Here is a 25,788-nt window from a genome sequence, read left to right as displayed (position 1 = left end):
ACAAACAAGATATATCTCGTCCGCGCGAAGTCAAGATGTATCGCGTTTGCCGCGCCTGCCTCAGGATCCGAGTCTCGCCCTGAGCCGTCCTCCTCGGGCTTCCTCGTCAGTCGTCCTCGTCCAGGCGCGCGAGCCAGGTGGCCAGCCGCTCGACGGGCACCTCGAACTCGGGGTTGAGGTCCACGAACTCGCGCAGCCGCTCCGCGAGCCAGCCCACGCTGACCTCCTCCTCGCCGCGACGCTCGACGAGCTCCTCGATCCCCCTGTCGGTGAAGTACATACCTCGCTCCAGTGAATGTCCTGATCATGGAGAGAGGTCCCCCACGGGCGTGGGGGACCTCCTCAGTGGTGCGGAATCCTCGTTCAGTCGAAGATCTCGCCCAGGATGCCGTGCAGTTCCTCGTCGTGCTTGGCGTGCGAGCCGACGGCCGGCGAGGAGTTCGGCGTACGCGAGACCCGGCGGAAGGTGCGGCCCCCGAGCAGGTCGGGCTTCTCCACCATCTTCAGGCTGAGGTAGGGCCACGGGCCCATGTTGACGGGCTCGTCCTGCGCCCAGAGCAGCTCCGCGTCCGCGCCGTAGCGGGCCAGCTCGGCCTTGAGCGGGTTCTCCGGGAACGGGTAGATGCGCTCCAGGCGCACCAGCGCCACGTCCTTCCTGCCGTCCTTCTCGCGCCGCGCGAGCAGGTCGTAGTAGATCCTGCCCGAGCAGACCACGATCTTGCGGACCCCCGACGGGTCCACCGCCGGGTCGCCGATGACCGGGCGGAAGGCGCCGGAGGTGAACTCCGAGGTGGCCGAGGCCGCCGCCTTGAGCCGCAGCAGCGACTTGGGCGTGAAGATGACGAGGGGCTTGCGCCGCTCCGACAGCACCTGCCAGCGCAGCAGGTGGAAGTAGTTCGCCGGGGTGCTCGGCTGCGCCACCGTCATGTTGTCCTGCGCGCACAGCTGCAGGTAGCGCTCGATGCGGCCGGAGGAGTGGTCCGGGCCCTGGCCCTCGTAGCCGTGCGGCAGCAGCAGCACGACCGAGGAGCGCTGGCCCCACTTCTGCTCGCCCGACGAGATGAACTCGTCGATGATCGACTGGGCGCCGTTGGCGAAGTCGCCGAACTGCGCCTCCCAGGCGACCAGGGCGTCCGGGCGGACCACGCTGTAGCCGTACTCGAAGCCCATCGCGGCGAACTCGCTGAGCAGCGAGTCGTACACGTAGAACTTCGTGGTGTCGTGGTTGAACGTCTTGAGCGGCGTGTGCTCCTCGCCGCTGACCCGGTCGACCAGCACGGCGTGACGCTGGCCGAAGGTGCCGCGGCGGGAGTCCTGACCGACCAGGCGGACCGGGTGGTCGTCGATGAGGAGCGAGCCGAACGCGAGCAGCTCACCGGTCGCCCAGTCGATCGCGTCCTCGGAGATCATCGCACCGCGGCGCTGGATCACCGGGGCGAGACGCGGGTGGACGGTGAAGCCCTCGGGCAGGTTGAGCTGGGTGTCGATGACCCGCTTGACGACCTCCTCCGAGATCGCCGTCTTGGTGTCCTCGTGCGACCACGGGATCACCTCGTCGGGCTCGCGCCGCACGACCGCGCCCGGCTGGAGCGGCTGCCTGGTGGCCTCCCGGGTCTCCGTGAAGGCCCGTTCGAGCTGCTCCTGGTAGTCGCGCAGGGCCTGCTCGGCCTCCTCGACCGTGATGTCGCCGCGGCCGATGAGGGCCTCGGTGTACAGCTTGCGGGTCGAGCGCTTGGCGTCGATGAGGTCGTACATCAGCGGCTGCGTGAACGCCGGGTTGTCGGTCTCGTTGTGGCCGCGCCGCCGGTAGCAGATCAGGTCGATGACGACGTCCTTGAGGAACGTCTGGCGGTATTCGTAGGCCAGCCGGCCGACCCGCACGACCGCCTCGGGGTCGTCGCCGTTCACGTGGAAGATCGGCGCCTGGATCATGCGCGCGACGTCGGTGGCGTACACGCTCGACCGCGAGGAGGCGGGCGAGGTGGTGAAGCCGACCTGGTTGTTCACCACGATGTGGACGGTGCCACCGGTGCGGTAGCCGCGCAGCTGGGACAGGTGCAGGGTCTCGGCGACCACGCCCTGGCCGGCGAACGCCGCGTCGCCGTGGACGAGCACGGGCAGGACGGTGAAGCCCTCCTCGCCGCGCTCCAGCAGGTCCTGCTTGGCCCGGACCACGCCCTCCAGGACCGGGTCGACGGCCTCCAGGTGCGAGGGGTTGGCCACCACCGACGTGCTGATCTTGTTGCCGTCCGGCGCCACGAAGTCGCCGCTCGCGCCGAGGTGGTACTTCACGTCGCCGGAGCCGTGCGCGCTGCGCGGGTCGATGTTGCCCTCGAACTCGCCGAACACCTGGGCGTACGACTTGCCCACGATGTTGGCGAGCACGTTGAGCCGGCCGCGGTGGGCCATGCCGATGACGACCTCGTCGAGGCGCTCGGCCGCCGCGGAGCTGATCACCGAGTCGAGCAGCGGGATCAGCGACTCGCCGCCCTCCAGGGAGAACCGCTTCTGGCCGACGTACTTGGTCTGCAGGAAGGTCTCGAACGCCTCGGCCGTGTTGAGCCGGCGCAGGATGTTCAGCTGCTCCTCGCGATCGGGCTTGGCGTGCGGCCGCTCCACCCGCGCCTGGATCCAGGCCCGCTCCTCGGGGTTCTGGATGTGCATGTACTCGATGCCGATCGTGCGGCAGTACGAGTCACGAAGCACGCCGAGGATGTCGCGCAGCTTCATCAGCGGCTTGCCGCCGAAGCCGCCCGTCGGGAACTCGCGCTCCAGGTCCCACAGCGTCAGGCCGTGCGACTGGATGTCGAGGTCGGGGTGCTTGCGCTGGCGGTACTCCAGCGGGTCGGTGTCGGCCATGAGGTGGCCGCGGACCCGGTAGGCGTGGATGAGCTCCAGCACGCGCGCCGACTTGGCCACGTCGTCGTCGTGGGTGGCCGAGATGTCCTTGACCCAGCGGACCGGCTCGTACGGGATGCGCAGCGACTCGAAGATCTCGTCGTAGAAGTCGTCGGCGCCGAGCAGGAGCTGGTGGATGCGGCGCAGGAAGTCGCCCGACTGGGCGCCCTGGATGATCCGGTGGTCGTAGGTGGAGGTGAGCGTCATCACCTTGCTGATGGCAAGGCGGGACAGCGTCTCCTCCGAGGCGCCCTGGTATTCCGCCGGGTATTCCATCGCGCCGACGCCGATGATCGTGCCCTGGCCGGGCATCAGCCGCGGCACCGAGTGGACCGTGCCGATCGTGCCGGGGTTCGTCAGGGAGATCGTCGTGTTCTGGAAGTCCTCCACGCCGAGCTTGCCCGCCCGGGCCTTGCGCACGATCTCCTCGTACGCCACCCAGAACTGGCGGAAGTCCATGGTCTCGGCCCGCTTGATCGAGGGCACGAGCAGCTGACGGGAGCCGTCGCTCTTCTGCACGTCGATCGCGAGGCCGACCCCGACGTGCTCCGGCTTGACGAGGACCGGCTTGCCGTCCACCTCGCCGTACGAGTAGTTCATCTCAGGCATCGACTTGAGTGCCTGGACGATCGCGTAACCGATGACGTGGGTGAAGGAGATCTTGCCGCCGCGGCCGCGGGACAGGTGGTTGTTGATGACGATGCGGTTGTCGATCAGCAGCTTCGCGGGGACCGCGCGGACGCTCGTGGCTGTGGGAACGACGAGCGAGGCCTCCATGTTGGCGGCGGTGCGCGCGGCGGCGCCGCGCAGCTTCTCCTCGACCGCGCCGGCCGGGGCCTGCTGCTTGGCGGGCGCCTTGGCCTCGGGCTTCGCCTGCGGCTTGGGCTGCGGGGGCGCCGTCTGCGGGGCCGGGCTCACCGGGGCGGGAGCCTCGGGGGCAGCCGTCGCGGTCGCGCCGTTCGCGGCGCCTGCGGACTTGGACGGAGCGGGCTTGGCCGTCCCGTTGTAGTCAGCGAAGAAGTGCCACCAGGCCTGGTCAACAGACTCGGGATCTTCGAGATACTTTTGGTACAACTCGTCGACAAGCCACTCATTTTGTCCAAAGCTTGCCAGCGGGTTTGTCCGCGACGACTCAGACGACACGGCGGAAATCGCCCTCTTCCGCAGATCGGCGTTGATGTTTGGTGAACCTGTCCAAGGCTACTCGCCTCACACACCGACGTGCGCCCCGGCGGGTCGCAGGTCCCGGCCCATCCTCCCAGGATCGATAAAACAGGTCACGCGCGGATAGCCCGTCTGGGTGGTGAGGTGCCCCTTACCCTCTGGTTACATCGACTGGTCAGTCGATGAGCCGCGACTCGATCCGGATATTGGGAGCTATATCGGACAGCATACCCGCGAGGTCGTCGCCCGCGGCACGCAGCGCGTCCAGAGAGAGCGGTTCGAGGCGCTCCAGGAGGAAGAGCGCGTCCACCGTCTCCTCGGTGATCCTCGTCCTGACGCACTGCCGCCAGTTCCACCGCCGGCAGGTGACGCCCGCGTCGTCGCGCCACACCACCTCGCCGATCTCCGGGTCGCCCAGCGCCTCCTCCGAGGGCTCGTCGCCCGCGGCCCGCACCAGCCGGGCGGTGCCCTGGTAGCGGCGCAGGTCCTCGCCGCCGATCGGCAGGCCGTGCCGTACGGACACGCTGTTGTAGGCGTCCACCACCAGGTTGATCTCGGGGAGCGGCATCCGGCGGACCAGTGCGTCGACCGACGGCCGGGTGCGCTGGGGCTTGGCGCCGAAGGCGCGGTAGGCCGCCCGCCAGGCCTCGATCCTCTCGTCGTCCAGCGCCACGGCGTGAACGGCCGCGTCGGCGAGCCAGGCCCGCGAACGGTCGTCGGACGGCCCGTTGTGCAGGCCGTACGCGCAGACCACCAGGACGGCGAAGTCCGGACGCAGCGCCGTGACGGCGTCGTCCACCGAGATGTCGTCGATCACGCCACTCACTTTATGGCCAGGCGCGCAGCGCCAGAGTCGCCACGGCGTCGAGGTCGGCCCGGGTCGCGCCATCCCTGGCCTGGGTGGACATGCCCTGGATGACGGCGGCGAAGAACGTCGCGAGCGCGGAGGCGCCGGTCTCCGGCGGAAGGAGGCCGGCCTCGACGTCCCGCTCGATCCGGCGGCGGATCGCCGCCTTGCCCGCCTCGCGGTGCCCGCGCAGCTCCTCGATCACACCGGCGTCGCTCGTGTTGATCCCGGCCGAGATGATCATGCAGCCGGGTGGGTGCGCCGGGTCGGTGTAGACCTCCGCCGCCTCGTGGAGCAGGCGCTCGACGGCGGCCCGCGCGGTCGGCTCCCCGGCCAGGGCGCGGGAGCTGAACGCGCCGTGGGTCTCCTGATAGCGGCGCACGGCCTCGCCGAACAGCCGGCGCTTGTCCCCGAAGGCGGCGTAGAGGCTGGGCGGGTTGATTCCCATCGCCGCGGTCAGGCCGGAGACCGAGGTCGCCTCGTAGCCGTGCCGCCAGAACTCCTCGAGCGCCCGTTCCAGCGCGACGTCCCGGTCGAACGCCCTGGTCCTTCCCATGCGCCGATTTTATAGCGATCGCTACAAGTCGTGCTATTTTGTAGCGTCCACTACAGAAAGGGGACGGACATGACCGCGTTGGACGGCAAGACGGCACTGGTGACGGGTGCGAGCAGGGGGATCGGGCGCGGAATCGCCGAACGGCTGGCGGCCGACGGGGCGCTGGTGGCGGTGAACTACGCCAGGGACGAGGCCGCGGCCAAGGACACGGTGGCGGCGATCGAGGCCCGGGGCGGCCGGGCCTTCGCGGTCAGGGCCGAGCTGGGTGCGCCGGGCGACGTGGACGAGCTGTTCGCCGGGCTGGACCGGGAGCTGGGGCCGCAGGCGCCGATCGACATCCTCGTCAACAACACGGGGATCACCGTGCGGGGATCGATCGAGGAGGTGACGCCGGAGCTCTATGACAGGGCGTTCGCCGTCAACACGCGGGCGGCCTTCTTCGTCACGCGGCGGGCGCTGCCGCGCATCCCCGACGGCGGGCGGATCGTGACCGTCACCTCGGGAGTGACCAGGATCGCGTTCCCCGAGGCGATCGCGTACGCGATGACCAAGGGTGCGCTGGAGACCTTCACGCTGGCGCTGGCCAAGCACCTCGGACCGCGGGGGATCACCGTGAACAACGTGGCGCCGGGGATCGTCGACACCGACACGAACGCGGACTGGCTGCGCGGCGACGAGGCGGCCTGGGCGGCGTCGGCCGGCCGGGCGGCGCTGGGCCGGGTGGGGACACCGCGGGATGTGGCCGGAGTGGTGGCCTTCCTCGCCTCCGACGACGCCCGCTGGGTCACCGGCACCACGGTCGACGCCACCGGCGGCAGCGACCTGTGACCCCGGCGGGCGATGGCGGAGCGGCCACGGTCCCACGTCGATCGTGCGGCGGAGGGCCGCGATCGCAGGCCGGGCGGGGGCGGTAGAGTCCCGCCTCATGCCGGAAACACCACGTGTGCTCGCCGTACAGAACGGAGCGAACGGGGGTCCCGGGCGGTTCGGAGAATGGCTGGACGCCGCCGGGGTCGCCGTCGACGTGGTCACCGCCTTCGACGGGTCCGCCCTCCCGCCGCGGCTGGAGCACGACGGCCTGATCGTGCTCGGCGGCGGTTACCTGCCGGACGACGACGACAAGGCGCCCTGGCTGCCGTCCGCCCGTGTCCTCGTCGAGCAGGCCCTCGCCCGGTCGGTGCCGTTCTTCGGCATCTGCCTGGGCGGGCAGATGCTGGCCTCGATCGGCGGCGGGAAGGTGCAGGGCGACGCCGGGGCGCCCGAGCACGGCAGCACGTCCGTCACCATGAGGGCCGAGGCGGCGGACGACCCGGTCTTCGGTGGGCTGCCCGCCGCCGTCCCGGCGATCGAGAACCACATCGACGCCATCACGGCCCTGCCGCTGGGCGCGGTCTGGCTCGCCGAGACCGAACGCTGCCCCTACCAGGCCTTCCGGCTGGGCGACCGCGCCTGGGGCGTGCAGTTCCACCCCGAGGTCGGGCCGGAACGCATCCGGCAGTGGGACGTCGAGCACACCCGCAGGCGGGGTCTCGACCTCGACGAGCTGTACGCCGCCGCCGTGACCGACGATCCGCTTTCGCGGGCCGCCTGGGGTGAGGTGGCCTCCCGTTTCGCCACCTTGGTCAAGGACGGGGGTTGAGTGGAACCGGCCGCCGCCCCTGCTGGGGCAGCGGCCGGGGGTCTTTCAGATCCGGGTGCGGATCGGTCAGGCGCAGGCGGCGCCGTTCAGCGTGAACAGGTCGGGCGTCGGGTTGGCCCCCGGCGCGGTCTGGCCGTTGAAGCCGAAGGTGATCGACTGGCCCGGATTGATGGTCTTGTTCCACACCTCGTTCGCCGCGGTCACGGTCGCCGCATCCTGCGAGAACTTGGCGCTCCAGCTAGTGGCGACCTTCTGGCCGCCCAGGAACGACCACTTCAGCGACCAGCCGTCGATCGCCTTCGTGCCGGTGTTCTTGAGGGTGATCTGGGTGGTGAAGCCCGTCGGCCACGTGCCGTGCGTGGTGTAGGTGACCTTGCACGCGCCCGGGGCCTTGACCGTGCCGTCGCCCTGGTCGGCGACGAACGCCGACACCCACGACAACGCGGAGTTCCAGTTGATGGCCTCCTCGTTCGTGGCGTACGAGTTGATGTCGTCGATGTAGCAGAACTGCGGCTTGCAGCCCTTCAGCTTCGCCTGGGCCACCGGGTCCTGGATGCCGGAGTTCGCGCCGCCGGCGAGCGTGCCGTGCGGCGGGTTCGGCAGCGAGGTGTCCAGCTGGTGGGCGTACCAGCGGCTGTGCTCGTTCTTCGACGCCACCTCGCCGTAGCCGGTCACGTACGACTGGTTGAGGGCGTTGCGGCCCAGCAGGTAGTCGATGGCCTCGAGGGCGGCGTCGCGGTACTTCACCGTGCCGGTGATGTCGTAGGCCGCGCCGAGGACGACCGTGTTGTTGAGGATCGCGCTGTTGGAGCCCCAGACGTAGTCGCCCGGGTTGTACGGGAGGCCGTACGGGTGGGCCTCGATGATGCCGAGGTAGCGCTCCGCGCCGTCGACGACCGACTGGCGTACGGCGTCACGGCCGGGCAGGTCGTTGGGCACGGTCGCCAGGTCGAGGCGGCCGAGCGCGGCCACGTTGCCCCAGTCGAACGAGCCGCCCTTGCCCCACAGGTCGGCCGTGTGGTGCGGCGAGGCGAGGACGAAGTCCTTGTACTCCTTGTCACCGGTGGTGATGTAGAGCTCGGCCGCGGCCCAGTAGAACTCGTCGCTGACGTTGGCGTCGTCGTAGGTGCCGCCGCCGGTGCCGTCGGAGGGGGAGGCGAGCACGTTCGGGTTCGCCTTGGCCGCCGTCCACGCCTTCTTGGCCGCCGCCAGGTTCTTGGCCGCGAACGCGGCGTCGTACGGCGCGAAGATCCGGGCCGCCTGGGCGGCGGTCGCGGCGAGGTTGAGCGTGGCGGCCGTGGAGACCGGGTGCAGCTCGCGCTTCTGCGCGTCCTGGTGGGGCAGCAGCGGCAGGCCGGTCCAGTTCTCGTCGTGGATCTTGTGGTGGACCATGCCGTCGGACCGCTGCATCTTCAGCAGGAACTCCTGCTCCCAGCGGGCCTCGTCGAGCACGTCGGGAACGGCGTCGCCGCTCTCGGGGATGTTCAGGTTGCCGATCGGCTTGGCCGTCGCGGCGTTCTTGGTGCGCTCGAACTCGCTCATGAGCTGGGCGACCGAGATGCCGCCGTTGACCACGTACTTGCCGTGGTCGCCCGCGTCGTACCAGCCGCCGGACACGTCGAGGGAGTAGTCGCAGACGCCCGGCTGGCACGGGACGTTCGTGTCGCCCTGGTTGGGGGCGACGCCCACGTGACCGGCGGGCCGGCCGTAGCCGGGACGCAGGGCGTCGTCGATCGCGATCCCGCTGCGCTGCGTGTAGTAGAACTTCAGCGCGTCGAGCTTGAGGGCGGCGTACGCGTCGGGCTTGATGTCGAACGGCCGGCTGGTCTCGCCGTCGGCGGTCAGCGTGTAGCCGGTCCCGGCCTTCTTGTACGCGCCGAAGTCGATCGAGTGGACGTTCTGCCCGGAGCTGGCGTCGTCGCCGCGCGGGGTGGTCGTGCCGTGCGCGACCACGGTCCCGGCGGAGTCCTTGAGCTGCCACGGCAGCGCCTCGGTGGCGTCGGTGACCAGGGTGGCGTTCTTGGGGCCCTTGGGCAGGTAGGCCACCTGGTTCACGCGGACCCGGGGGCCGGTGTCGGGCGTGTAGACCTCCGGCGGCGCTCCGCCCTTGAGCGAGACGTTGTCCACGCAGAACCGCCACGCCGTCGCGCTGCCGCCGATCTGGAAGACGACCTGCGCGTTGGGCAGGTCGACCGGCGAGGTGAACGTGTAGCTGTAGGTGTTGCCCGAGACGCTCAGCTCGGGGGCGGCCGACACGTACTGCGTGTAGGGGTCGGTCGGGAGCTGGACGTACGCCCTGGCGACCTTCCCGGGGTTCGCGGTGGCGAAGAAGCTGAACGCGTAGGTCTCGTCCTTCACCAGCGGGATGTCGTTGACGCCGACGATCGCGTCCCAGGGGTTGGTCGTGCCCGCGGGGACGTCGGAGCAGAGCCGGCCGTCGGACAGCTCGAAGTTCAGGTTCGCGGTGTGCCACCACGGGTCGGTGGTGGTGTCGAACGTGCCGTTGGGGATCTGTTCCGGGCCCTCCTCCGCCGTGGCGGGAGGTGCGCCGGTCAGGCAGGCCGTGGCCAGAGCCGCCACAGCGAGGATGCCGATTCGTCTGAGCACAGTGGTCCTCGGGGGGAGTGGGAGCGCTCCCAAAGCGGTGCGCGACTCGCATGTTTCCTTCGGGTTTCTGCGGGCGTCAACGATCCCGGCGGCGAGACGCGCCTGACCGGCCATTGCGAGGGGGTGCGGCTGAAACTTTCATTTCTGCAAAGGGACTTTTGCAAAGATATCTTTGCAATGGTAGCGTCGGCCGCATGGATCACGAGGTCTTCCACGTCCACGATCCCCGCACGCTGAAGGCGGTCGCCCACCCGCTGCGGGTGCGGCTGCTGGGGGAGCTGCGCACGAACGGCCCGGCGACCGCGACCGAGCTGGCCGGGCGCCTCGGCGAGAGCTCCGGCTCCACCAGCTATCACCTGCGCCAGCTCGCCAGGTATGGCTTCGTGGAGGCCGATCCCGGCCAGCGCGACCGGCGCGAGCGGCGGTGGCGGGCGATCCACCGCTTCACCTCCTGGAGCGACGTGGAGATGGCCGCGACCGCCGAGGGCCGGGAGGCCGCGGCGTTCCTGCGGCGGCGCCAGCTCGAAAAGCTCACCGCCGACGTCGAGAACTTCGAGCGCGAGCGCGACCTGTGGAGCGAGGCGTGGATCGAGGCCGCCGGCATGTCCGACCTGGTGGTACGGCTGTCGGCGGCGACGGTGGCGTCCCTCTACGAGCGGGTGTCGGCCATGCTCCTGGAGGCCGCCGAGCGGGATCGGGACGACCCGGACTCGCGTCCGGTCGCGGTCCTGCTGGCGGCCCATCCGCGCCGCGACCCGGCGGCCGGTCATGGGTGAGGCGGTCATGGGTGAGCCCGGGCGGTCGCTCGCCGAGACCCCGCGGCCGGGCAGGCGTGAGCACGGGCGCTACGCCGCGATCGAGTTCCTCACCTGGTTGCCGACCGGCCTGATGCTGGCGCCGATGGTGCTGCTGATGTCCGCCAGGGGGCTGGACATCGCAGAGGTCGGCCTGGTCGGCGGGGCCTACTCGATCACGATCGTCGTGCTCGAACTGCCGACGGGCGGGCTCGCCGACGTCCTCGGGAGACGCCCGGTGCTCGCCGCGTCGGCCGTCGTCAGCGTGGCCGCGCTGGTCGTGATGGCCCTGGCGCACTCGGTGTGGCCGTTCCTGGTCGCGTCCGTCCTCAAGGGCGTCGCGCGTGCGCTGTCGAGCGGGCCCGCCCAGGCGTGGTACGTCGACACCCTCCACGCCCGGTATGGCCCGGCCGCCGACCTGAAGCCCGGGCTCGCGGCCGGCAACGTCGCGGGCGCGGCCGCCCTCGCGCTCGGCACGCTCGCCGGCGGCCTGCTCCCGCTCGCCGTACGCCGGGACCCGCTGGCCGCGCCGGTCTGGGCGGGAGCGGGGGCCGCGCTCGTCCTCCTCGTGGCCGTGCTCGTGCTCATGCGCGAGCCGAGCCGTGTGGGGAGGGGGCCCGCCCGGGCGGCGGTGCGGCTGGCCGAGGTGGTCCGCGACGTGCCGGTCACGATCGTCGCCGGGATCCGGCTCGGCCTGGCCGACCGCGCCCTCGGACGGCTGCTCCTGCTCGCCGCCGGGGGTGGCGTGATGCTGAACAGCATCGAGATGCTGACCCCCGGACGCCTCGCCGCCCTGACCGGAGAATCCGCGACGGGCGGCGCGGCCTACGCCTTCGTGACCTTCGCCGGCTTCGCCGCCAACGCGCTCGGCAGTTCCCTCGCGCCGCCGGTCGCCCGGCTCGTCCGCGGCTCGATCCCCGCGGCCGCCTCGGCCACGGTCGTCACGGCGGCGGCGGTCGTCGCGCTGGCCGCCTCGACGGCCCTGCGGGGCGCGGCCGGGGTCGCCGCGACCGCGGCGGCCTACGTGCTGCTGTTCACCGCGCTCGCGGTCGCCTCCCTGCTCAGGACAGAACTGCTCCATCAGCGCGTCGCCGCCGACCGGCGGGCCACGGTGATGTCGGTGGACTCCCTGCAGCTCCAGTTCGGCGGCCTGCTCTCCTCGCTCTGCCTGGTGCCGCTGTCGGGGATCGCCGGCGTCGGTCCCGTCTGGGCGCTCACCGCCGTGGTCGTTCTCGCCTCCGCCCTCCTGTACGTACGACTCCCCGTCAGTCCCACCCTGAGGTACCCCCGGTAGAACCAGATTCGGTAAGACGGCACAATCAAGCGGGCAGGGCTGCGAGAGGGGCGGGGAGCCGATGAGCAAGGTGATCGTGACCGCGGCGAACGAGGCGCAGCGCGCTGCGTGGCTGGGCGGGGGACTGCCCGAGGTCGAGCGGGTGCGGCCGGGGTTGTGGTCGATTCCCGTCCCGATCCCGATCAACCCGCTGCGCTACGTCCTGGTCTACGCCCTGGAGGTCCCGGACGGGGTTGTGATCATCGACGCCGGATGGAACACCGAGGAGGCGTACGACGCGCTCGTCGCGGGGCTCGCCACGGCCGGATACGAGATCACCGACGTGAAGGCCGTGCTGGTCACACACATCCATCCGGACCACTACGGCCTGGCCGGGCGGATCCGGGAGGTCTCCGGCGCCTGGATCGGGCTGCATCCGGCCGACGCCCGCATCGTGCACGACCGCTACGACGAGTCGGCGATCGAGTCGCTCGTGCAGCGGGAGCGCTCCCTGCTGGTCAGGTGCGGGGTGCCGGACATGACGGCACAGGAGCTCGCCGGGGCGTCGGTCATGCTGCGTCAGTTCGTCACGATGGCGACGCCCGACCGGCTCATCGAGGACGGCGACCGGCTCGACCTGCCCGGCTGGGACCTGCGGGCGATGTGGACCCCCGGCCACTCGCCCGGTCACCTGTGCTTCGTGGAGCCGGAGCGCCGTCTGCTGTTCTCCGGCGACCACGTGCTCGCCCGGATCACGTCGATGGTCGCCGTACACCCCCAGTCGACGGCCAACCCGCTCGCCGACTACCTCGACGCGCTGCGGGCGGTGGGCAAGCTCGACGTCGAGGAGGTGCTGCCCGCCCACGAGTACCGCTTCCTGGAGCTGACGAAGCGGGTGGACTACGTCATCGGGCACCACGAGGAGCGGCTGGCGGAGGTGCGGCGAGTCGTGGCGGACGGCGACGGCTCCACCTGCTGGGACATCGCCACCCGGCTCACCTGGTCGCGCAGCTGGGAGGAGATCCCCGCGCACATGCGGCGGGCGGCCAACAACGAGACGCTCGCTCACCTGGTGTGGCTGGAGCAGCGGGACATGGTCACCCGCGTGCCGGGCGAGCCCGACCTCTGGCACGCGCCGTCCGCCTGACCGCACTCCCCGGCTTCCCGCTGAGCGGGCCGTTATTCTGGCAGGCAGAATCGGAAGGACGGTGTCGTGAGCGAGGAGCGCTCGCCGGTGGCGAGCATCGACCGGGCCCTGCAGGTCCTGCGGGAGATCAGCGAGCACGGGCGGGGTGTGACGCTGGACGAGCTCGCCGCCAAGGTGGGGCTTCCCAAGAGCTCTCTGCACCGCATCCTCGGAGCCCTCAGGCATCGGGGATTCGCCGCCCAGTATGAGCCGGGTGGGCCCTACTTCGTCGGCACCGAACTGCTGGCCACGGCGTTCCGCTTCCACGAGAACATGGACGTGCGCGGGCTGGTCCACCCGCTCCTCACGCGGCTGCGTGAGACGACCGGCGAGACGGTGCACATGGCCGTGCTGGACGGCGCCGACGTCGTCTACCTGGACAAGATCGAGGCACCCCGGTCCATCACCATGACCTCCGTCGTGGGCGGGCGCAACGGAGCCCACTGCACCGGGGTCGGCAAGGCGCTGCTGGCCTGGACGTACCCGACGGACGAGGCGATCACGTCCTGGGCCGTCCGGCACGGGCCGCTGCGTGCGCCGACCCGGGCCACGGTGACGGACCCGGCGGGGCTGGCCGCCCAGATGGCGGAGATCAGGCGGCGGGGCTACGCGCTGGACCTGGAGGAGAACGAGCCCGGCGTGCGGTGCGTGTCCGCTCCCGTGTTCATGGGGAGGGACGTCCCGCTGGCCGCGGTGAGCGTGACGGTGCTCAAGGAACGCCTGCCTGCGTCCCGGGCGAGGGAGCTTGGCGAGACGATCCGCCGGCTCGCCGCGGAGTACGGACGAACCGCATAACTCCCCTCATCTGCGGAGATATCTTGACAAATCCCCCGCGATAATGATCTCATAACCGCATCGTGGAATAGCGTTCTGTCATACGGAATGAGGAATCATGAGGCTCGGGACTGTCCGGACGGCGGGTGGCGAGGCCGCGGCGGTGGAGCGCGACGGCGCGTGGCTGGCGCTCGACGTGCCGGCCGGCGTGACCCTCCGGGACGTCCTGGCGAGAGGGGCGGGGGAGGTCCGCCGCCTGGCCGGCGCGGCGACCGCCGAGATCCCGGAGGCCGTGCCCACGGCGCCTCTGCGGCCCGGCAAGATCGTCGCCATCGGGCTCAACTACCTGGACCACATCCGCGAGGCCGGGATGGACAAGCCGGAGCGGCCGCTCGTCTTCGCGAAATTCCCCTCCAGCGTGATCGGCCCGGAGGACGCGATCGTCGTCGACGCCGCACTGACCTCCCGCGTCGACTGGGAGGTCGAGCTCACCGCCGTCATCGGAGCACCGCTGCGCGACGCGAGCCCGGAGGAGGCCCTGGCCGGTGTCGCCGGGTACACCGTCGCGAACGACGTGTCGGCGCGGGACCTCCAGTTCGGCGACGGCCAGTGGGTGCGAGGCAAGAGCCTCGACACGTTCTGTCCGCTCGGCCCGGTCGTCGTCACGCCCGACGAGATCTCCGATCCCCAGGCGCTGCGGCTGTGGACCGTCGTCAACGGCGAGACGGTGCAGGATTCCAGCACGTCGCAGATGCTCTTCGGGGTGGCAGAACTCCTTTCCTTCTGCTCCCGCTCGTTCACGCTGGAGCCCGGTGACGTGGTGCTGACCGGCACGCCGTGGGGGTGCGGCGAGTTCATGGAGCCGCGGCGTTCTCTGCGGCCCGGTGACGTCGTCGAGGTGGGCGTCGAGGGCATCGGGACCCTGCGCAACCCCGTGACCGGCCGGGAGTGACGGGAAGGGCGCGGAGCCCTTTCCGGTGCTCCGCGCCCTTCCCGCCGCCGAGGCGCCCTCCGCGTTACCGGGCGCCCTCCAATTCACTCGGGCCGCCCCACGCGGGAGCGGTACGGCGGCATGAACCGGTGGCGTGGCATCTGGTCGGCAAGCACGCCGCCGTCGACCACGAGGGTGGTCCCGGTGACGTACCGGGCGGCGTCGGACGCGAGGTAGACGACGGCGCCGGTGACGTCGTCGGGCCTGCCGTACCCGCCCCTGAGGGGGATACGCTCGGCCCAGGCCGCCTCGAACGCCTCGTGCTCCAGAGGGAACGCGTCGTCGATCGGCGTGGCGATCATTCCGGGCGCGATCGCGTTGACGGTGATGCCGTGCGGGCCGAGCTCCGCCGCGAGCGACCTGGTGATCAGCTCGACCGCGCCCTTGGACGCGTTGTAGTGGGCCAGCCCGGCCTCGGCCATCAGGCCGTTCTTCGACGAGACGTTCACGATCCTGCCTGGCATTCCCTCAGCGATCATGTGCTCGGCGATCCGCTGGGAGAGGAAGAAGACAGCGTCGACGTTGACCGCCATGATCTCGCGCCAGCCCTCGACCGTGATCTCGTTGAAGTGCTCAAGCCTGGCGATCCCGGCGTTGTTGACCAGGATGTCCACCGGGCGCTCGGCCCAGAGGCGGTCGGCGAGGCCGCCGAGACCCGCGGTGTCGGCGAGGTCGAACTCGACCGGGCTGCAGGCCCTGCCGTACGCCTCGACCAGCCGGACGGTCTCGTCCAGCGGCGGCCCACCAGGCCTGTCGATCGCCACGACGTCCGCGCCGGCCTCGGCGAGACCTGCGGCGAACGCCTGGCCGAGACCACGCGCGGCGCCGGTGACGACGGCCACCCGTCCGGTGAGGTCGAACCGCCCGCACTGTACTTGCCTGATTCGCTCGCTCATGTCAGCCCCAGCAGCGGAAGGGCGTCGCGGTGGATCAGCTTCTCGATCTCGTCGCGGTCGAGCGGCGGCAGGCCGGGGATGCCCGCCACGGCTCCGACCGCCCGCAGGCCGTCGATCGACGCGTCGACCGTGGTGAACGGGTAGTCGCTGCCGAACAGCAGCTTGTGCCACACCCCGTAGTCCTGCACGAGCCTGAGGCTGTGCCAGAGCTGGAACGGGCGGTAGTGGAGCGCGGAGACGTCGGCGTAGACGTGCCGGTGCTTGCGGATCACCGCGATGCATTCGCCCTCGAACGGGTGGCCGAGATGCGCCAGGACCATGCGCAGCTCCGGGTGGCGAATCGCGACCTCGTCCAGATGGACGGGAAGAGCCCACTTCAGCGGCGCTGCCGAGACGAACGTCGTGCCGGTGTGCACCAGCAGGGGCAGGCCGTGCCGCTCGGCGTAGGCGAACAGGTCGTCGTACTCCGGGGCGGCGGGGTCGAACCCCGCGTACATCGGCATGAGCTTGATCCCGCGCAGGCCCAGGTCCTGGTGGCCGCGCACCAGCTCGTCCCGCCAGCCGGGCTGGGTGGGATCGAGCGACAGGTAGCCGATCAGCCTGTCGGGGTGCGCGGCCGCGTAATCCGCCACGTCCGCGTCGTCCACCCACAGGCCCGACCTGCGCGCCTTGCCTCCCACCACGATCGTCCGGGTGCCTTCGGGGGCGGAGGCCGCGTAGTCGGCCCAGCGCACGGTGAGGTCGACGTGACCCCCGTGCGCGCGGGCCGACTCGGCGGAGAAGGGATCCCCGACATCGTCCGGGCAGGTGAACAGGTGTGAGTGGACGTCCACGATCATGTGCGGTTCCGCTTCTCCCAGCCTTCGGCGAACATGTTCCAGAACCGGTGGCTCGGTGGGTGCTCCTCGAAGACCTCGTCGGCCAGCTCGATTCCCAGTCCCGGCTTATCAGGTATCCCGACATATCCGGCTTCGATGGGCAGGGCGCCGCGAACCGCCTCGAAGACGTACGGCTCCAGCAGGCCGTCGAAGGTCTCCAGGATCGTGAAGTTGGGCATGCCGAGCACGGCGTGCACCGACGCGGTCGTGCACAGCGGCGAGTTCGAGTTGTGCGGCGCCACGGTCATCGAGTGCAGGTCGGCCAGCGCGGCGAGCTTGCGCACCTCGGTGAACCCGCCCGCCATCGACAGGTCCGGCTGGATGATGTCCACCGCGTTCGTGGCGAACAGCCGCGCGTACTCGTACCGGTTGTGGAAGTGCTCCCCGCCCGAGATCGGGAGGGCCGCCCGCTGACGCAGCTCGGCGTACCGCTCGATGTGGGTCCACGGCAGCGGCTCCTCGAACCAGCCGATGTCGTACGGCTCCAGCTCCCGCACCAGCCGGGCGGCGGTGTGGAAGGCGAAGCGGGCGTGCCCCTCGACGAACAGGTCCACGTCCGGGCCGGCCGCCTCACGCACGGCGGCGACGATGTCGAGCGAGAGCCGAAGCTCGGTGCGGGACAGCTCGCCGAGGCCGGCGCCGAAGGGGTCGAACTTCAGCGCGGTGTAGCCTCTGGCCACCGTCTCCTTGGCGCGCTGGGCGAACGCGCCGGGCTCGCGGTCGCCGGTGTACCACCCGTTGGCGTAGACCCTGACCCGGTCGCGGCAGGCACCGCCGGTGAGCCGGTAGGCGGGCACGCCGAGCGCCTTGCCCATCAGGTCGTGCAGCGCCTGGTCCACGCCCGACACCACGATGCCGCCGACGTCTCCGCCGCGCAGGAAGTCGCCCTGATAGAGCCGGAGCCAGATCTCCTCCACATCGAAGGGGTCGGCGCCCAGCAGGTGCCGCTGCGCCATCGCCTCGGTCAGCAGGCAGGTCTCCCGCGCCCGGTAGGGATGGGTGATCTCGCCGACGCCCGACAGGCCCTCGTCCGTGTGGATCCGTACGTAGCTGAAGTCACGCCAGGCAGTGCCCAGGGTGAGGGTCTCGACACGGCTGATCCGTCCGGCGGGGCCCGCCGGACGGGTGGTGTTCACGGTCAGCATCAGCGGGTTCCTCCCATGGTGGAGGCGGCGCTCAGGTCGCCGGGCGCATCGCCGTCGGAGAGCTGGGCGCGGACGGCCGCCTCGGTGACCTCGATCAGCCGGTCCACGTCCGCGTCGGTGTGCGCGTACGACAGGTGGCTGCGCTTGAGGTTGAGCGGCAGCTCGAAGACGCCCTGGTCGACCATGCGGCGACGGTATCCGACGAACATGGCGGTGTCGTTGGCGAGGAGGTCGTCGTACGTCTTCGGCGGCCGGTCCATGAAGTAGGTGACGAACACCGAGCCGTACCCGGTGACGACGGCGGGCACACCGAGAGAGGCGAGCACCGGGGGAAGCTCGGCGCGCACCCGGTCGCCCAGCCGGAACACGTGCTCGTGCACCGGCTCCTCGCGCAGCTTGCGCAGGGTGGCGAGCGCCGCCGCGACCACCGCCGGGTGGCCGTTGTAGGTGCCCGCGAAGAAGACGGGGGCGCCGGGGCGCGAGCTGAACAGGTCCATGAGGTCGGCGCGGCCTCCGAGCGCGCCGACCGGATAGCCGTTCGCGATGGCCTTGCCCATCGTGGTCAGGTCGGGGGTCACACCGGCGATCTCCTGCCAGCCGCCGAGGCCGTGCCGTACGCCCGTGATCACCTCGTCGAAGACCAGCACGCTGCCGTGCCGGGTGCACTCCTCCCGCAGTGTGCGCAGGAACTCCGCGTCGGGGAGCAGGCAGCCGACGTTGTGCGGCACGGGTTCGACGATCACGGCGGCGATGTCCTCGCCGTGGCCGGCGAACGCGGCGCGCACGCCCTCGGGGTCGTTGAACCGCAGGACGAGTGTGGCGTCGAGGACCTCGGGCAGGATGCCGGTGGAGATCGGGTCCCTGCGCCCGACACGGTCGGGCGTCGAGATCACGTTCATGCTCACGGCGTCGTGCCAGCCGTGGTAGCAGCCCTGGAACTTCACCACCAGCCGGCGTCCGGTGGCGGCCCGCGCGACCCGCAGGGCGTGGAAGGTCGCCTCCGAGCCGGTGCTGGTCAGGAGCACCCGCTCCATGCTGGGGACCAGCTCCGCGAGCGTCTCGGCCAGTTCGATCTCACCCTCGGTGACGCCGACGCCGCACAGGTCCAGGGTCCGTCCCGCCTCCGCCACGGCCGCGGCCACGTCCGGGTCGTTGTGGCCGAGCAGGGGCGGGCCGAAGGCCGCGTGGTAGTCGGTGTACTGCCGCCCGTCCGCGTCCCAGAACGTGGCGCCCTGGGCCCGGGCGATCACCAGGTCGGCGAGTCCCGGAACGTTCCGCTGTCCGCTGTTGACCCCGCCGGGGATGACCCGGCGGGCCCGCTCGGGCAGGGAGGTGGACGGGGCCGGTTGCTGATTCACATGGTCTCCTTGGCCGCCGCACCGGGACCAGCCCCGTTCCGGTGTGACGCGAATGTTTCCGCCGCAGATCGATTGTTACGAACACTATTCGGCGTACCCGAACAGTTAGCGGCATCTTAGGGAGGCGTCTTTGCCAGGTCAATGGCATCCAAGGGGGATGTAGTGAAAAATGCGCTACAGTGTTCGGCTATGACGAACAGTGAGGTGGAGAACTCCCGCTACTGGATCCGCAGTGTCGCCAGGGCGGCCGAGGTCCTCGAAGCCCTGGCCGGCGGTCCTCCGGGGGAGGGACTGAGCGTGACCGAGGTGGCGGCGGCGTGCGGCCTGTCGAAGAGCTCGGCCTTCGCCACGCTTTACACACTCCAGCGGTTCGGCCTGGCCGCCGACGACGGCGAGGGCATGAACCGGCGCTACCGCCTCGGGATGGCGCTCGCCCGGCTCGGTGACAGGGCGCGCGACCAGCTGTCGTTGCGGGACGTCGCCCGTCCCATTCTGGTGGAGCTGACCCGGTCGACGGGCATGAACTCGCGGCTCGCCGTCCCGGAGAGCGACCAGGCCGTGGTGATCGACCAGGTAAGCAACGGCGAGCGCATCCAGGTGGACCTCCGGATGGGCGTGCGTGAGCTGCCCCACTGCACCGGCCTCGGCAAGGCGCTGCTCGCCGAGATGGAGGATCGGCAGGTCGCGGCCCTGATCGAGAGGGTCGGGCTGCCCCGCCGCACGGCACACACGATCACCGAGCTCGATCGGCTGCTGGCGCACCTGCGCGACATCCGCGAGACGGGCTACGCGCTCGACGACGAGGAGGACGCGGAGGGGGTGTTCTGCGTCGGCAGCGCCCTGCGCGACCATTCCGGCGCGTGCGCCGGGGCCATCAGCATCACCGGCCTGAAACCGGCTCTGCCCACGTGGCGCTACCAGGAGCTGGGGCGGCAGGTGCGGGACGCGGCGCGGCGGATTTCGTGGGAACTCGGCTATCGGCCTTGATTTGCCGACCGAAACCTGCTTAAGGTTTGCGCCACATCGGGCGAACAACTGGCCCCCGCGACGTCACAGCCCCTGACCGCGGACGGTTTCGGCCAGCAGTACCGCCGCCTGCACGCCTCACGCGTGTCCGCCCGGCCTTCATTCACCCCCTGCCGTGCCGCGTCTCGCCGTACGGCCGAAGGTTGAGGCATCTGTTGAACGATCCCCAGAAATCTCCCCTGGCCCGTCGTGCCCTGCTGACGGCGGGCGGTGTCGGTGGGCTGGCTCTGCTGGTTCCCGGTACGGCTCACGCCGGCCCGCAGGCGGAGCTGAAGACCGCGGTGTACGGCGTGGCGACGGTGGCCGAGTTGCTGTCGCTGGACGGCACGAAGATCCCGGACGGGACGCTGGTGCGGGTCGCGGGCTACAAGGCGGCCGGTGACGGCGGCGGCATGCTGGTGCGCTGGGACGAGGACTCGACCGCGGCGGTCGACGGCGGCACAGTCCTCGGTGGCTCAGGCGCGGGCCGGTGGCTTCAGGTCCACGACGGTGTGGGCGACTTCCGTAGGTTCGGGGTGTTCGGCGACGACGCGCCGGCGGACGCCGCGCTGGACACGATGGTGAACGACCCGTCCATCCACCGGATCGAGGCCCACACCGACCTGCTGTTCGTCAAGCGGCACAAGTTCACCCGCTCGAACCTGGAGTTCGACTTCGGCGGCCACACCGTCCGCACCGACGGCATCGAGAAGAACACGCACGACAACCCCTTCGGCGCCGTGATGTTCTTCCGCGGGGAGGTCACCGACACGGTCGTCGAGCACACGCTGACCGCCCCGATGCCCGACCTGGCCGACGTCTTCGAGGTCGGCGACTCCGCGAAGTTCAAGGTCGGCCAGTGGTGGACGGCGGTGGTGAACAACCTCGCCGGCCGCGACGAGCGGGAACTGCAGAAGATGGTGCAGGTCACCCAGATCGTGGACGGCTCCCGCGTCCGGGTGAACTACCAGAACGGCTGGGACCTTGACAAGGGCCGCGTCATCACCTGGACCAGGGTGAATCCGGTCGAGCGGGTCCACGTCAGGAACATGGTGTTCGTCGGCGCCCCGCCGTACGACGGGCCGAAAAACGGGGAACTGCCCGACGACCGGGAGTACACCGGTTCGCACCCGGTGGCCTACGAGTACGCCGCCTGGTGCGACGTCTCGGGCATCGACGCCACCCTCACCTGGTGGCCGGTCGTCATGCGCCGCTGGTGCACCTACTTCCGGACCGAGAGTTGCACGCTGAAGAACCCCCCAACGGTCTTCTACGGCGGTGCGGGCTACCTCACCCAGCAGATCTACTGCCTGTACGGCCACGTGGCCGACTGCCACACCTCCAACGCCCGCCACCTCAACGACCTGACCGCGTCGGCCTACTGCGTGGTGGAGAACTGCCACGGGGACGGCGACGACGCGGGCGGCAACCCGTTCACCACCCACGGGCAGTACGAGCACGACCTGGTGTTCACCGGCAACTCCGGCCTGATGGACATCGCCAACTCGGGCGCGCAGTGGGGGATCAGCGCGAAGCGGATCACCGTACGCCGGCACGTCTGCTCCTGGTTCACGGCCAACACCAAGATCACCGATCTGACGCTGGAGGACGTCAAGGTCGTCCCGCGCTCCACCTTCGACCCCGGCGGCACGCTGACGGTCAACGCCGACGGCGTGCAGATGCGCGGCTGCTCGGCCAGGACGTTCGCGGTCGCGCAGCGATCCGCGCGGTCCGGCAGGCCGAACGTCATCGAGGACTGCAGCTTCGACCTCCCCGAGGGGCAGGTCGTCGTTCAGACGCCGGTGACGAACCCCGTTCACTTCGTCCGGTGCGTCTTCACCGGGGTGAACGGCGCGGTCATGCGCGGGTCCGGCCCCGTCCACTTCACCGACACCGTGATCAGGGGGACCGCCGGCGCGGCGCCACTGCTGATCGGCGCCGCCGAGGTCGTCGTGTCCGGCGGGCGGCTGACCGACACCGGCATCCGCCTGTCCGCGGTCCGCGAGCAGCGGATCTCGATCGGCGGAGGCGCCGTGGTCGAGGGGACCAACAGCGAGAAGGCGCTGCTGTCCCGCGCCGAGGGCTCACCGGTGCGGTGGGAACTGGGCGACTACCTCAGCTCGACGGGCGACGGCGGCACCGCGCACGTCGCGATCACGAGCGGCGTCAACCGCTACTCCGCCGTCGGGGCGCGGTTCCGGGGCGGTCTGCTGACCTTCGCGGACGCCGCCTTCGGCGGCGACTCCCACCTCCTGCACACGGGCTGCGCCGAAGAGGGCGTCACCCGTACGGCCCCGGCGGAGGGGCCCCGAGTCATCACCATCGGCAACCTGGCCGTCTGAGGAGTCCCGAAATGAGTTCATCCATGAGGTCCCGTCGTGCCCTGCTGACGGCGGGCGGTGTCGGTGGGCTGGCTCTGCTGGTTCCCGGTACGGCTCACGCCGGCCCGCAGGCGGAGCTGAAGACCGCGGTGTACGGCGTGGCGACGGTGGCCGAGTTGCTGTCGCTGGACGGCACGAAGATCCCGGACGGGACGCTGGTGCGGGTCGCGGGCTACAAGGCGGCCGGTGACGGCGGTGGCATGCTGGTGCGCTGGGACGAGGACGCGACCGCGGCGGTCGACGGCGGCACAGTCCTCGGTGGCTCAGGCGCGGGCCGGTGGCTTCAGGTCCACGACGGTGTGGGCGACTTCCGTAGGTTCGGGGTGTTCGGCGACGACGCGCCGGCGGACGCCGCGCTGGACGCGATGGTGAACGACCCGTCCATCCACCGGATCGAGGCCCACACCGACCTGCTGTTCGTCAAGCGGCACAAGTTCACCCGCTCGAACCTGGAGTTCGACTTCGGCGGCCACACCGTCCGCACCGACGGCATCGAGAAGGCGGGTTACGACGACCCCTTCGCGGCCGTGCTCCTCTTCCGGGGCAAGGTCACCGACACGGTGGTGACCGCGCCGCTCACCGCCGACATGCCGGAGCTGTCGGACGTCTTCGAGGTCGGCGACTCGTCGAAGTTCCAGGTCGGCCAGTGGTGGTCGGCCGAGGTGAGCAAGGGCGCCGGGCAGTGGGAGCGTGAGCTGCAGAAGCTCGTGCAGGTCACCCAGATCGTGGACGGCTCCCACATCCGGGTGAACTACCTCAACGGCTGGACGCTGAAGGCCGGACGGTCGATCACCTGGACGCGGATCGAGCCGGTCGAGCGGGTCCACGTCAGGAACATGGTGTTCACCGGCGCGGGCGCGGACCAGTACACCGGGTCGCACCCGGTGGCCTACGAGTACGCCGTCTGGTGCGACGTGTCCGGCATCGACGCCACCGGCACGTTCTGGCCGGTCGTCATGCGCCGCTGGTGCACGTACTTCCAGACGCGCTCCTGCTCGCTGAAGAACCCCACGTCCGTCACCTGGGGCGGCGCGGGCTACCTGACCCAGCAGATCTACTGCCTGTACGGCCACGTGGCCGACTGCCACACCTCCAACGCCCGCCACCTCAACGACTGGACCGCCTCGGCATACGGGCTGGTGGAGAACTGCCACGGCGACGGGGACGACCAGGGGCCGTTCGTCACCCACGGGCAGTACGAGCACGACCTCGTCTACACCGGCAACTCCGGCCTGATGACGTTCGCCAACTCCGGCGCGGCGTGGGGCTCGGCGGCCAAGCGGATCACCGTACGCCGGCACGTCTGCTCGTGGTTCGTGGCCCGGGTGAAGGTCACCGACTTGACGCTGGAGGACATGCGGGTGATCGGGAAGCCGTCGCTCGCGGGCTCGGGGATGATCTGGGTCAACGCCGACGGCGTCCAGATGCGCGGCTGCTCCGCGAACGACCGGCTGATCATCTCCCAGTCGTCCGCCCTGTCGGCCCGCCCGAACGTCATCGAGGGCTGCGACTTCACGATCGCCGCCGGTACGGAGATCGTGCAGTCTTCGGTCACCTCGCCCGTGCACATCGTGCGGTCGGTGCTGTCGAACCTGGACGGCAACGCCTGCAACGGCACGGGAGAACTGCACCTGGCCGACAGCACGCTGCTCGGCAAGGAGGGCGGCGCGCCGCTGCCCGTCGCCGCCTCACTCGTACGGATCCAGGGCGGGCGGCTGTCGGGCACCGGCATCCGGTTGTCGGGCAAGAAGGACCAGCGCGTCCACGTGGGCGGCGGCGCGGTGGTCGAGGGGACGAACGGCGCGAAGGCCCTGCTGTCCCGCGCGGACGCGGGCGGGACCGTTCAGTGGGAGCTGCGCGACTACCGGAGCACGACGAGCGACGCGGGCACCGCCCACGTCGCGGTCGAGACCGGGAAGAACGTGTACTCGGCCGTGGGCGCCCGCCTGTCGGGCGGGAAGGTCACGCTCGCCGGGGCCGCCTTCGGCGACGGGTCGCTGCTCCAGCACACCTCCTGCGTGGAGGAGGGCGTCTCCCGGACCGCTCCGCCGGACGGCCCCCGGGTTCAGACCACCGGAAACCTCGTTCTCTAACCTTCTACTCCCAAACCCATACAGAGGAGTGCAAATGGAACGCCGGGTCGCATTGGCCCTCGCCGGCGCCGGAAGCCGGGGCCAGACCTACGCCTCGTGGGTGGCGCGGAACCAGGACCGCGCGCGGCTCGTCGCCGTGGCCGACCCGGACCCCCACCGGCGCGGCCTCGTCGCGGCCGGGCACCCCGGGGTGGCGGAGTACGCGACCTGGCAGGACATGCTGGCCGCGGACGTGGAGGCGGACGCGGTGATCGTGGCGACCCAGGACAGGGACCACGTCGACCCGGCCGTCGCGTTCGCCGGGGCCGGGCGCGACCTGCTGCTGGAGAAGCCGCTCGCGCCGACCGAAGAGGAGTGCCGGCGGATCGTCTCCGCGGTCACCGGCGCCGGCGTCCGGCTCGCCGTCTGCCACGTGCTGCGCTACACCCCGTACACCGACCTGGTGACGGAGGCGGTCCGCTCCGGTGTGCTGGGCGAGATCATGAGCGTCCAGCACCTGGAACCGGTGGGCTGGTGGCACGCGGCCCACTCCTACGTACGCGGGCCGTGGCGGAGCGAGAAGCTGGCCAGCCCGATGCTGCTCGCCAAGTCCTGCCACGACCTGGACTGGCTGGCGTACGTGACCGGGCGCAGGATCGCCCGGGTGGCGAGCTTCGGAGACCTCGGCCACTTCCGGCCCGACAAGCGCCCGGCGGGCGCCGCGGACCGCTGCCTGGACTGCGCGATCGAGCCCGAGTGCCCCTATTCGGCGCCCAAGCTCTACTACCCCGTGCTGCGGGAGCGCGGGGCCGTCTGGCCCGTCAGCGTGATCACCGACGCGACGGACGAGGCGGGCGTCACCGAGGCGCTGCGCACCGGCCCGTACGGCAGGTGCGTCTACGCCTGCGACAACGACGTCGTGGACCACCAGGTGCTGGCCCTGGAGTTCGAGGGCGGCGCCACCGGGACGTTCACGATGACCGCCTTCACCGAGCAGACCCACCGGCAGACCCGGATCTTCGGCAGCCACGGGCAGCTCGTCGGAGACGGCGAGCGGGTGACGGTCCTGGACTTCCGCACCGGAAGGACCGAGACCACCGAGGCCGGCCCCGTCGGCGGCGCCACCGCCGGCGAGGGCCACGGCGGCGGGGACGACGGCGTGATGGACGCTTTCGTGCGCGCCGTGGCCACCGGCGACGACGCCCTGATCCGGTCGGGCCCGGCCGAGTCGCTCGCCTCCCACCTCGCGGTCTTCGCCGCCGAGCGGGCCCGGCACACCGGCACCGTCGCCGACGTGCCCGAGCAGTGAACTTCCCCGATTCTT

The 25,788-nt window shown here is 70.7% G+C and carries 20 protein-coding genes; 11 read left to right on the top strand and 9 right to left on the bottom strand.

The window, feature by feature from the left end; all coding sequences use genetic code 11:
* Window positions 1-106: 106 nt before the first annotated feature.
* The 4 genes from HHX35_RS39160 to HHX35_RS39145 form a co-directional block, all read right to left on the bottom strand.
* The gene (locus HHX35_RS39160; RefSeq protein WP_167530605.1) at window positions 107-280 is read right to left on the bottom strand and encodes a DUF6104 family protein; all 174 of its coding nucleotides are present in this window, start codon (window positions 278-280) and stop codon (window positions 107-109) included.
* Between the two features lie 83 nt (window positions 281-363).
* Complete coding sequence (locus tag HHX35_RS39155; protein WP_182903653.1) at window positions 364-4,041, bottom strand: multifunctional oxoglutarate decarboxylase/oxoglutarate dehydrogenase thiamine pyrophosphate-binding subunit/dihydrolipoyllysine-residue succinyltransferase subunit; 3,678 nt, start codon at window positions 4,039-4,041, stop codon at window positions 364-366.
* A gap of 196 nt (window positions 4,042-4,237) precedes the next feature.
* On the bottom strand, window positions 4,238-4,879 hold the full coding sequence (locus HHX35_RS39150; protein ID WP_182903652.1) for a B3/4 domain-containing protein: 642 nt from the start codon (window positions 4,877-4,879) through the stop codon (window positions 4,238-4,240).
* 10 nt (window positions 4,880-4,889) lie between these two features.
* Complete coding sequence (locus tag HHX35_RS39145; RefSeq protein ID WP_182903651.1) at window positions 4,890-5,465, bottom strand: TetR/AcrR family transcriptional regulator; 576 nt, start codon at window positions 5,463-5,465, stop codon at window positions 4,890-4,892.
* Between the two features lie 69 nt (window positions 5,466-5,534).
* Between HHX35_RS39145 and HHX35_RS39140 the strand changes: the two genes are divergently transcribed.
* Both HHX35_RS39140 and HHX35_RS39135 read left to right on the top strand, forming a co-directional pair.
* Window positions 5,535-6,293: an SDR family oxidoreductase gene (locus HHX35_RS39140; RefSeq protein WP_182903650.1), complete on the top strand. Its 759-nt coding sequence runs from the start codon at window positions 5,535-5,537 to the stop codon at window positions 6,291-6,293.
* 97 nt (window positions 6,294-6,390) lie between these two features.
* Window positions 6,391-7,104 (top strand): type 1 glutamine amidotransferase, encoded by a 714-nt coding sequence (locus HHX35_RS39135; RefSeq protein ID WP_182903649.1) that lies wholly within the window; start codon window positions 6,391-6,393, stop codon window positions 7,102-7,104.
* Window positions 7,105-7,170: 66 nt separating this feature from the next.
* Here the strand turns inward: HHX35_RS39135 and HHX35_RS39130 are convergent, their stop codons facing one another.
* Entirely contained in the window at window positions 7,171-9,711 is a 2,541-nt protein-coding gene (locus HHX35_RS39130; protein ID WP_310739618.1) for a glycoside hydrolase family 9 protein, read from the bottom strand.
* Window positions 9,712-9,905: 194 nt separating this feature from the next.
* On the opposite strand from HHX35_RS39130, the gene HHX35_RS39125 reads away from it, so the two are divergent.
* From HHX35_RS39125 to HHX35_RS39105, 5 genes are all read left to right on the top strand, one after another.
* Window positions 9,906-10,487, top strand: a complete 582-nt coding sequence (locus HHX35_RS39125) for a helix-turn-helix domain-containing protein (RefSeq protein WP_182903647.1) — start codon at window positions 9,906-9,908, stop codon at window positions 10,485-10,487.
* 7 nt (window positions 10,488-10,494) lie between these two features.
* A complete protein-coding gene (locus HHX35_RS39120) occupies window positions 10,495-11,799 on the top strand; it encodes an MFS transporter (protein WP_182903646.1) in 1,305 nt (434 codons plus the stop codon).
* Between the two features lie 61 nt (window positions 11,800-11,860).
* Window positions 11,861-12,925, top strand: a complete 1,065-nt coding sequence (locus HHX35_RS39115) for an MBL fold metallo-hydrolase (RefSeq protein ID WP_182903645.1) — start codon at window positions 11,861-11,863, stop codon at window positions 12,923-12,925.
* A 66-nt stretch (window positions 12,926-12,991) separates the two neighbouring features.
* Entirely contained in the window at window positions 12,992-13,759 is a 768-nt protein-coding gene (locus tag HHX35_RS44955) for an IclR family transcriptional regulator (RefSeq protein ID WP_182903644.1), read from the top strand.
* 97 nt (window positions 13,760-13,856) lie between these two features.
* Window positions 13,857-14,690, top strand: a complete 834-nt coding sequence (locus HHX35_RS39105; protein WP_182903643.1) for a fumarylacetoacetate hydrolase family protein — start codon at window positions 13,857-13,859, stop codon at window positions 14,688-14,690.
* A gap of 83 nt (window positions 14,691-14,773) precedes the next feature.
* Here HHX35_RS39105 and HHX35_RS39100 read toward each other — a convergent pair whose 3' ends face one another.
* Genes HHX35_RS39100 through HHX35_RS39085 form a run of 4 tightly spaced genes read right to left on the bottom strand, consistent with a single transcriptional unit; the run spans window position 14,774 to window position 19,006 of the window.
* On the bottom strand, window positions 14,774-15,625 hold the full coding sequence (locus HHX35_RS39100) for an SDR family NAD(P)-dependent oxidoreductase (protein ID WP_182903642.1): 852 nt from the start codon (window positions 15,623-15,625) through the stop codon (window positions 14,774-14,776).
* A complete protein-coding gene (locus tag HHX35_RS39095) occupies window positions 15,622-16,464 on the bottom strand; it encodes an amidohydrolase family protein (protein ID WP_182903641.1) in 843 nt (280 codons plus the stop codon). The genes HHX35_RS39100 and HHX35_RS39095 overlap by 4 nt, the downstream gene beginning before the upstream one ends.
* The gene (locus tag HHX35_RS39090) at window positions 16,461-17,648 is read right to left on the bottom strand and encodes a mandelate racemase/muconate lactonizing enzyme family protein (protein ID WP_182903640.1); all 1,188 of its coding nucleotides are present in this window, start codon (window positions 17,646-17,648) and stop codon (window positions 16,461-16,463) included. The genes HHX35_RS39095 and HHX35_RS39090 overlap by 4 nt, the downstream gene beginning before the upstream one ends.
* Window positions 17,648-19,006 carry an aspartate aminotransferase family protein gene (locus tag HHX35_RS39085; RefSeq protein ID WP_182903639.1) on the bottom strand — a complete coding sequence of 453 codons (1,359 nt, stop codon included), beginning with the start codon at window positions 19,004-19,006 and terminating at the stop codon, window positions 17,648-17,650. The genes HHX35_RS39090 and HHX35_RS39085 overlap by 1 nt, the downstream gene beginning before the upstream one ends.
* Window positions 19,007-19,195: 189 nt before the next feature.
* On the opposite strand from HHX35_RS39085, the gene HHX35_RS39080 reads away from it, so the two are divergent.
* From HHX35_RS39080 to HHX35_RS39065, 4 genes are all read left to right on the top strand, one after another.
* A complete protein-coding gene (locus HHX35_RS39080; protein WP_182903638.1) occupies window positions 19,196-19,993 on the top strand; it encodes an IclR family transcriptional regulator in 798 nt (265 codons plus the stop codon).
* A gap of 194 nt (window positions 19,994-20,187) precedes the next feature.
* The gene (locus tag HHX35_RS39075; RefSeq protein WP_182903637.1) at window positions 20,188-22,353 is read left to right on the top strand and encodes a peptidase C14; all 2,166 of its coding nucleotides are present in this window, start codon (window positions 20,188-20,190) and stop codon (window positions 22,351-22,353) included.
* A 23-nt stretch (window positions 22,354-22,376) separates the two neighbouring features.
* Window positions 22,377-24,485 (top strand): hypothetical protein, encoded by a 2,109-nt coding sequence (locus tag HHX35_RS39070; protein WP_220506395.1) that lies wholly within the window; start codon window positions 22,377-22,379, stop codon window positions 24,483-24,485.
* A 34-nt stretch (window positions 24,486-24,519) separates the two neighbouring features.
* Window positions 24,520-25,773: a Gfo/Idh/MocA family protein gene (locus HHX35_RS39065; protein ID WP_182903636.1), complete on the top strand. Its 1,254-nt coding sequence runs from the start codon at window positions 24,520-24,522 to the stop codon at window positions 25,771-25,773.
* Window positions 25,774-25,788 lie beyond the last annotated feature (15 nt).

This window comes from Microbispora sp. H10830, assembly GCF_014161375.1.
GTDB classification, from domain to species: domain Bacteria; phylum Actinomycetota; class Actinomycetes; order Streptosporangiales; family Streptosporangiaceae; genus Microbispora; species Microbispora catharanthi.
Note: the sequence above shows the minus strand (reverse complement) of the source record. Positions and strands in the feature narration are given on the sequence as shown.

Coding starts and splice junctions, on each gene's coding strand:
- HHX35_RS39140 (WP_182903650.1), top strand. CDS start 5,535: ATGACCGCGTTGGACGGCAAGACGGCACTGGTGACGGGTGCGAGCAGG.
- HHX35_RS39120 (WP_182903646.1), top strand. CDS start 10,495: ATGGGTGAGCCCGGGCGGTCGCTCGCCGAGACCCCGCGGCCGGGCAGG.
- HHX35_RS39125 (WP_182903647.1), top strand. CDS start 9,906: ATGGATCACGAGGTCTTCCACGTCCACGATCCCCGCACGCTGAAGGCG.
- HHX35_RS39080 (WP_182903638.1), top strand. CDS start 19,196: ATGACGAACAGTGAGGTGGAGAACTCCCGCTACTGGATCCGCAGTGTC.
- HHX35_RS39090 (WP_182903640.1), bottom strand. CDS start 17,648: ATGCTGACCGTGAACACCACCCGTCCGGCGGGCCCCGCCGGACGGATC.
- HHX35_RS39095 (WP_182903641.1), bottom strand. CDS start 16,464: ATGATCGTGGACGTCCACTCACACCTGTTCACCTGCCCGGACGATGTC.
- HHX35_RS39135 (WP_182903649.1), top strand. CDS start 6,391: ATGCCGGAAACACCACGTGTGCTCGCCGTACAGAACGGAGCGAACGGG.
- HHX35_RS39065 (WP_182903636.1), top strand. CDS start 24,520: ATGGAACGCCGGGTCGCATTGGCCCTCGCCGGCGCCGGAAGCCGGGGC.
- HHX35_RS39160 (WP_167530605.1), bottom strand. CDS start 280: ATGTACTTCACCGACAGGGGGATCGAGGAGCTCGTCGAGCGTCGCGGC.
- HHX35_RS39145 (WP_182903651.1), bottom strand. CDS start 5,465: ATGGGAAGGACCAGGGCGTTCGACCGGGACGTCGCGCTGGAACGGGCG.
- HHX35_RS39115 (WP_182903645.1), top strand. CDS start 11,861: ATGAGCAAGGTGATCGTGACCGCGGCGAACGAGGCGCAGCGCGCTGCG.
- HHX35_RS39070 (WP_220506395.1), top strand. CDS start 22,377: ATGAGGTCCCGTCGTGCCCTGCTGACGGCGGGCGGTGTCGGTGGGCTG.
- HHX35_RS39100 (WP_182903642.1), bottom strand. CDS start 15,625: ATGAGCGAGCGAATCAGGCAAGTACAGTGCGGGCGGTTCGACCTCACC.
- HHX35_RS39105 (WP_182903643.1), top strand. CDS start 13,857: ATGAGGCTCGGGACTGTCCGGACGGCGGGTGGCGAGGCCGCGGCGGTG.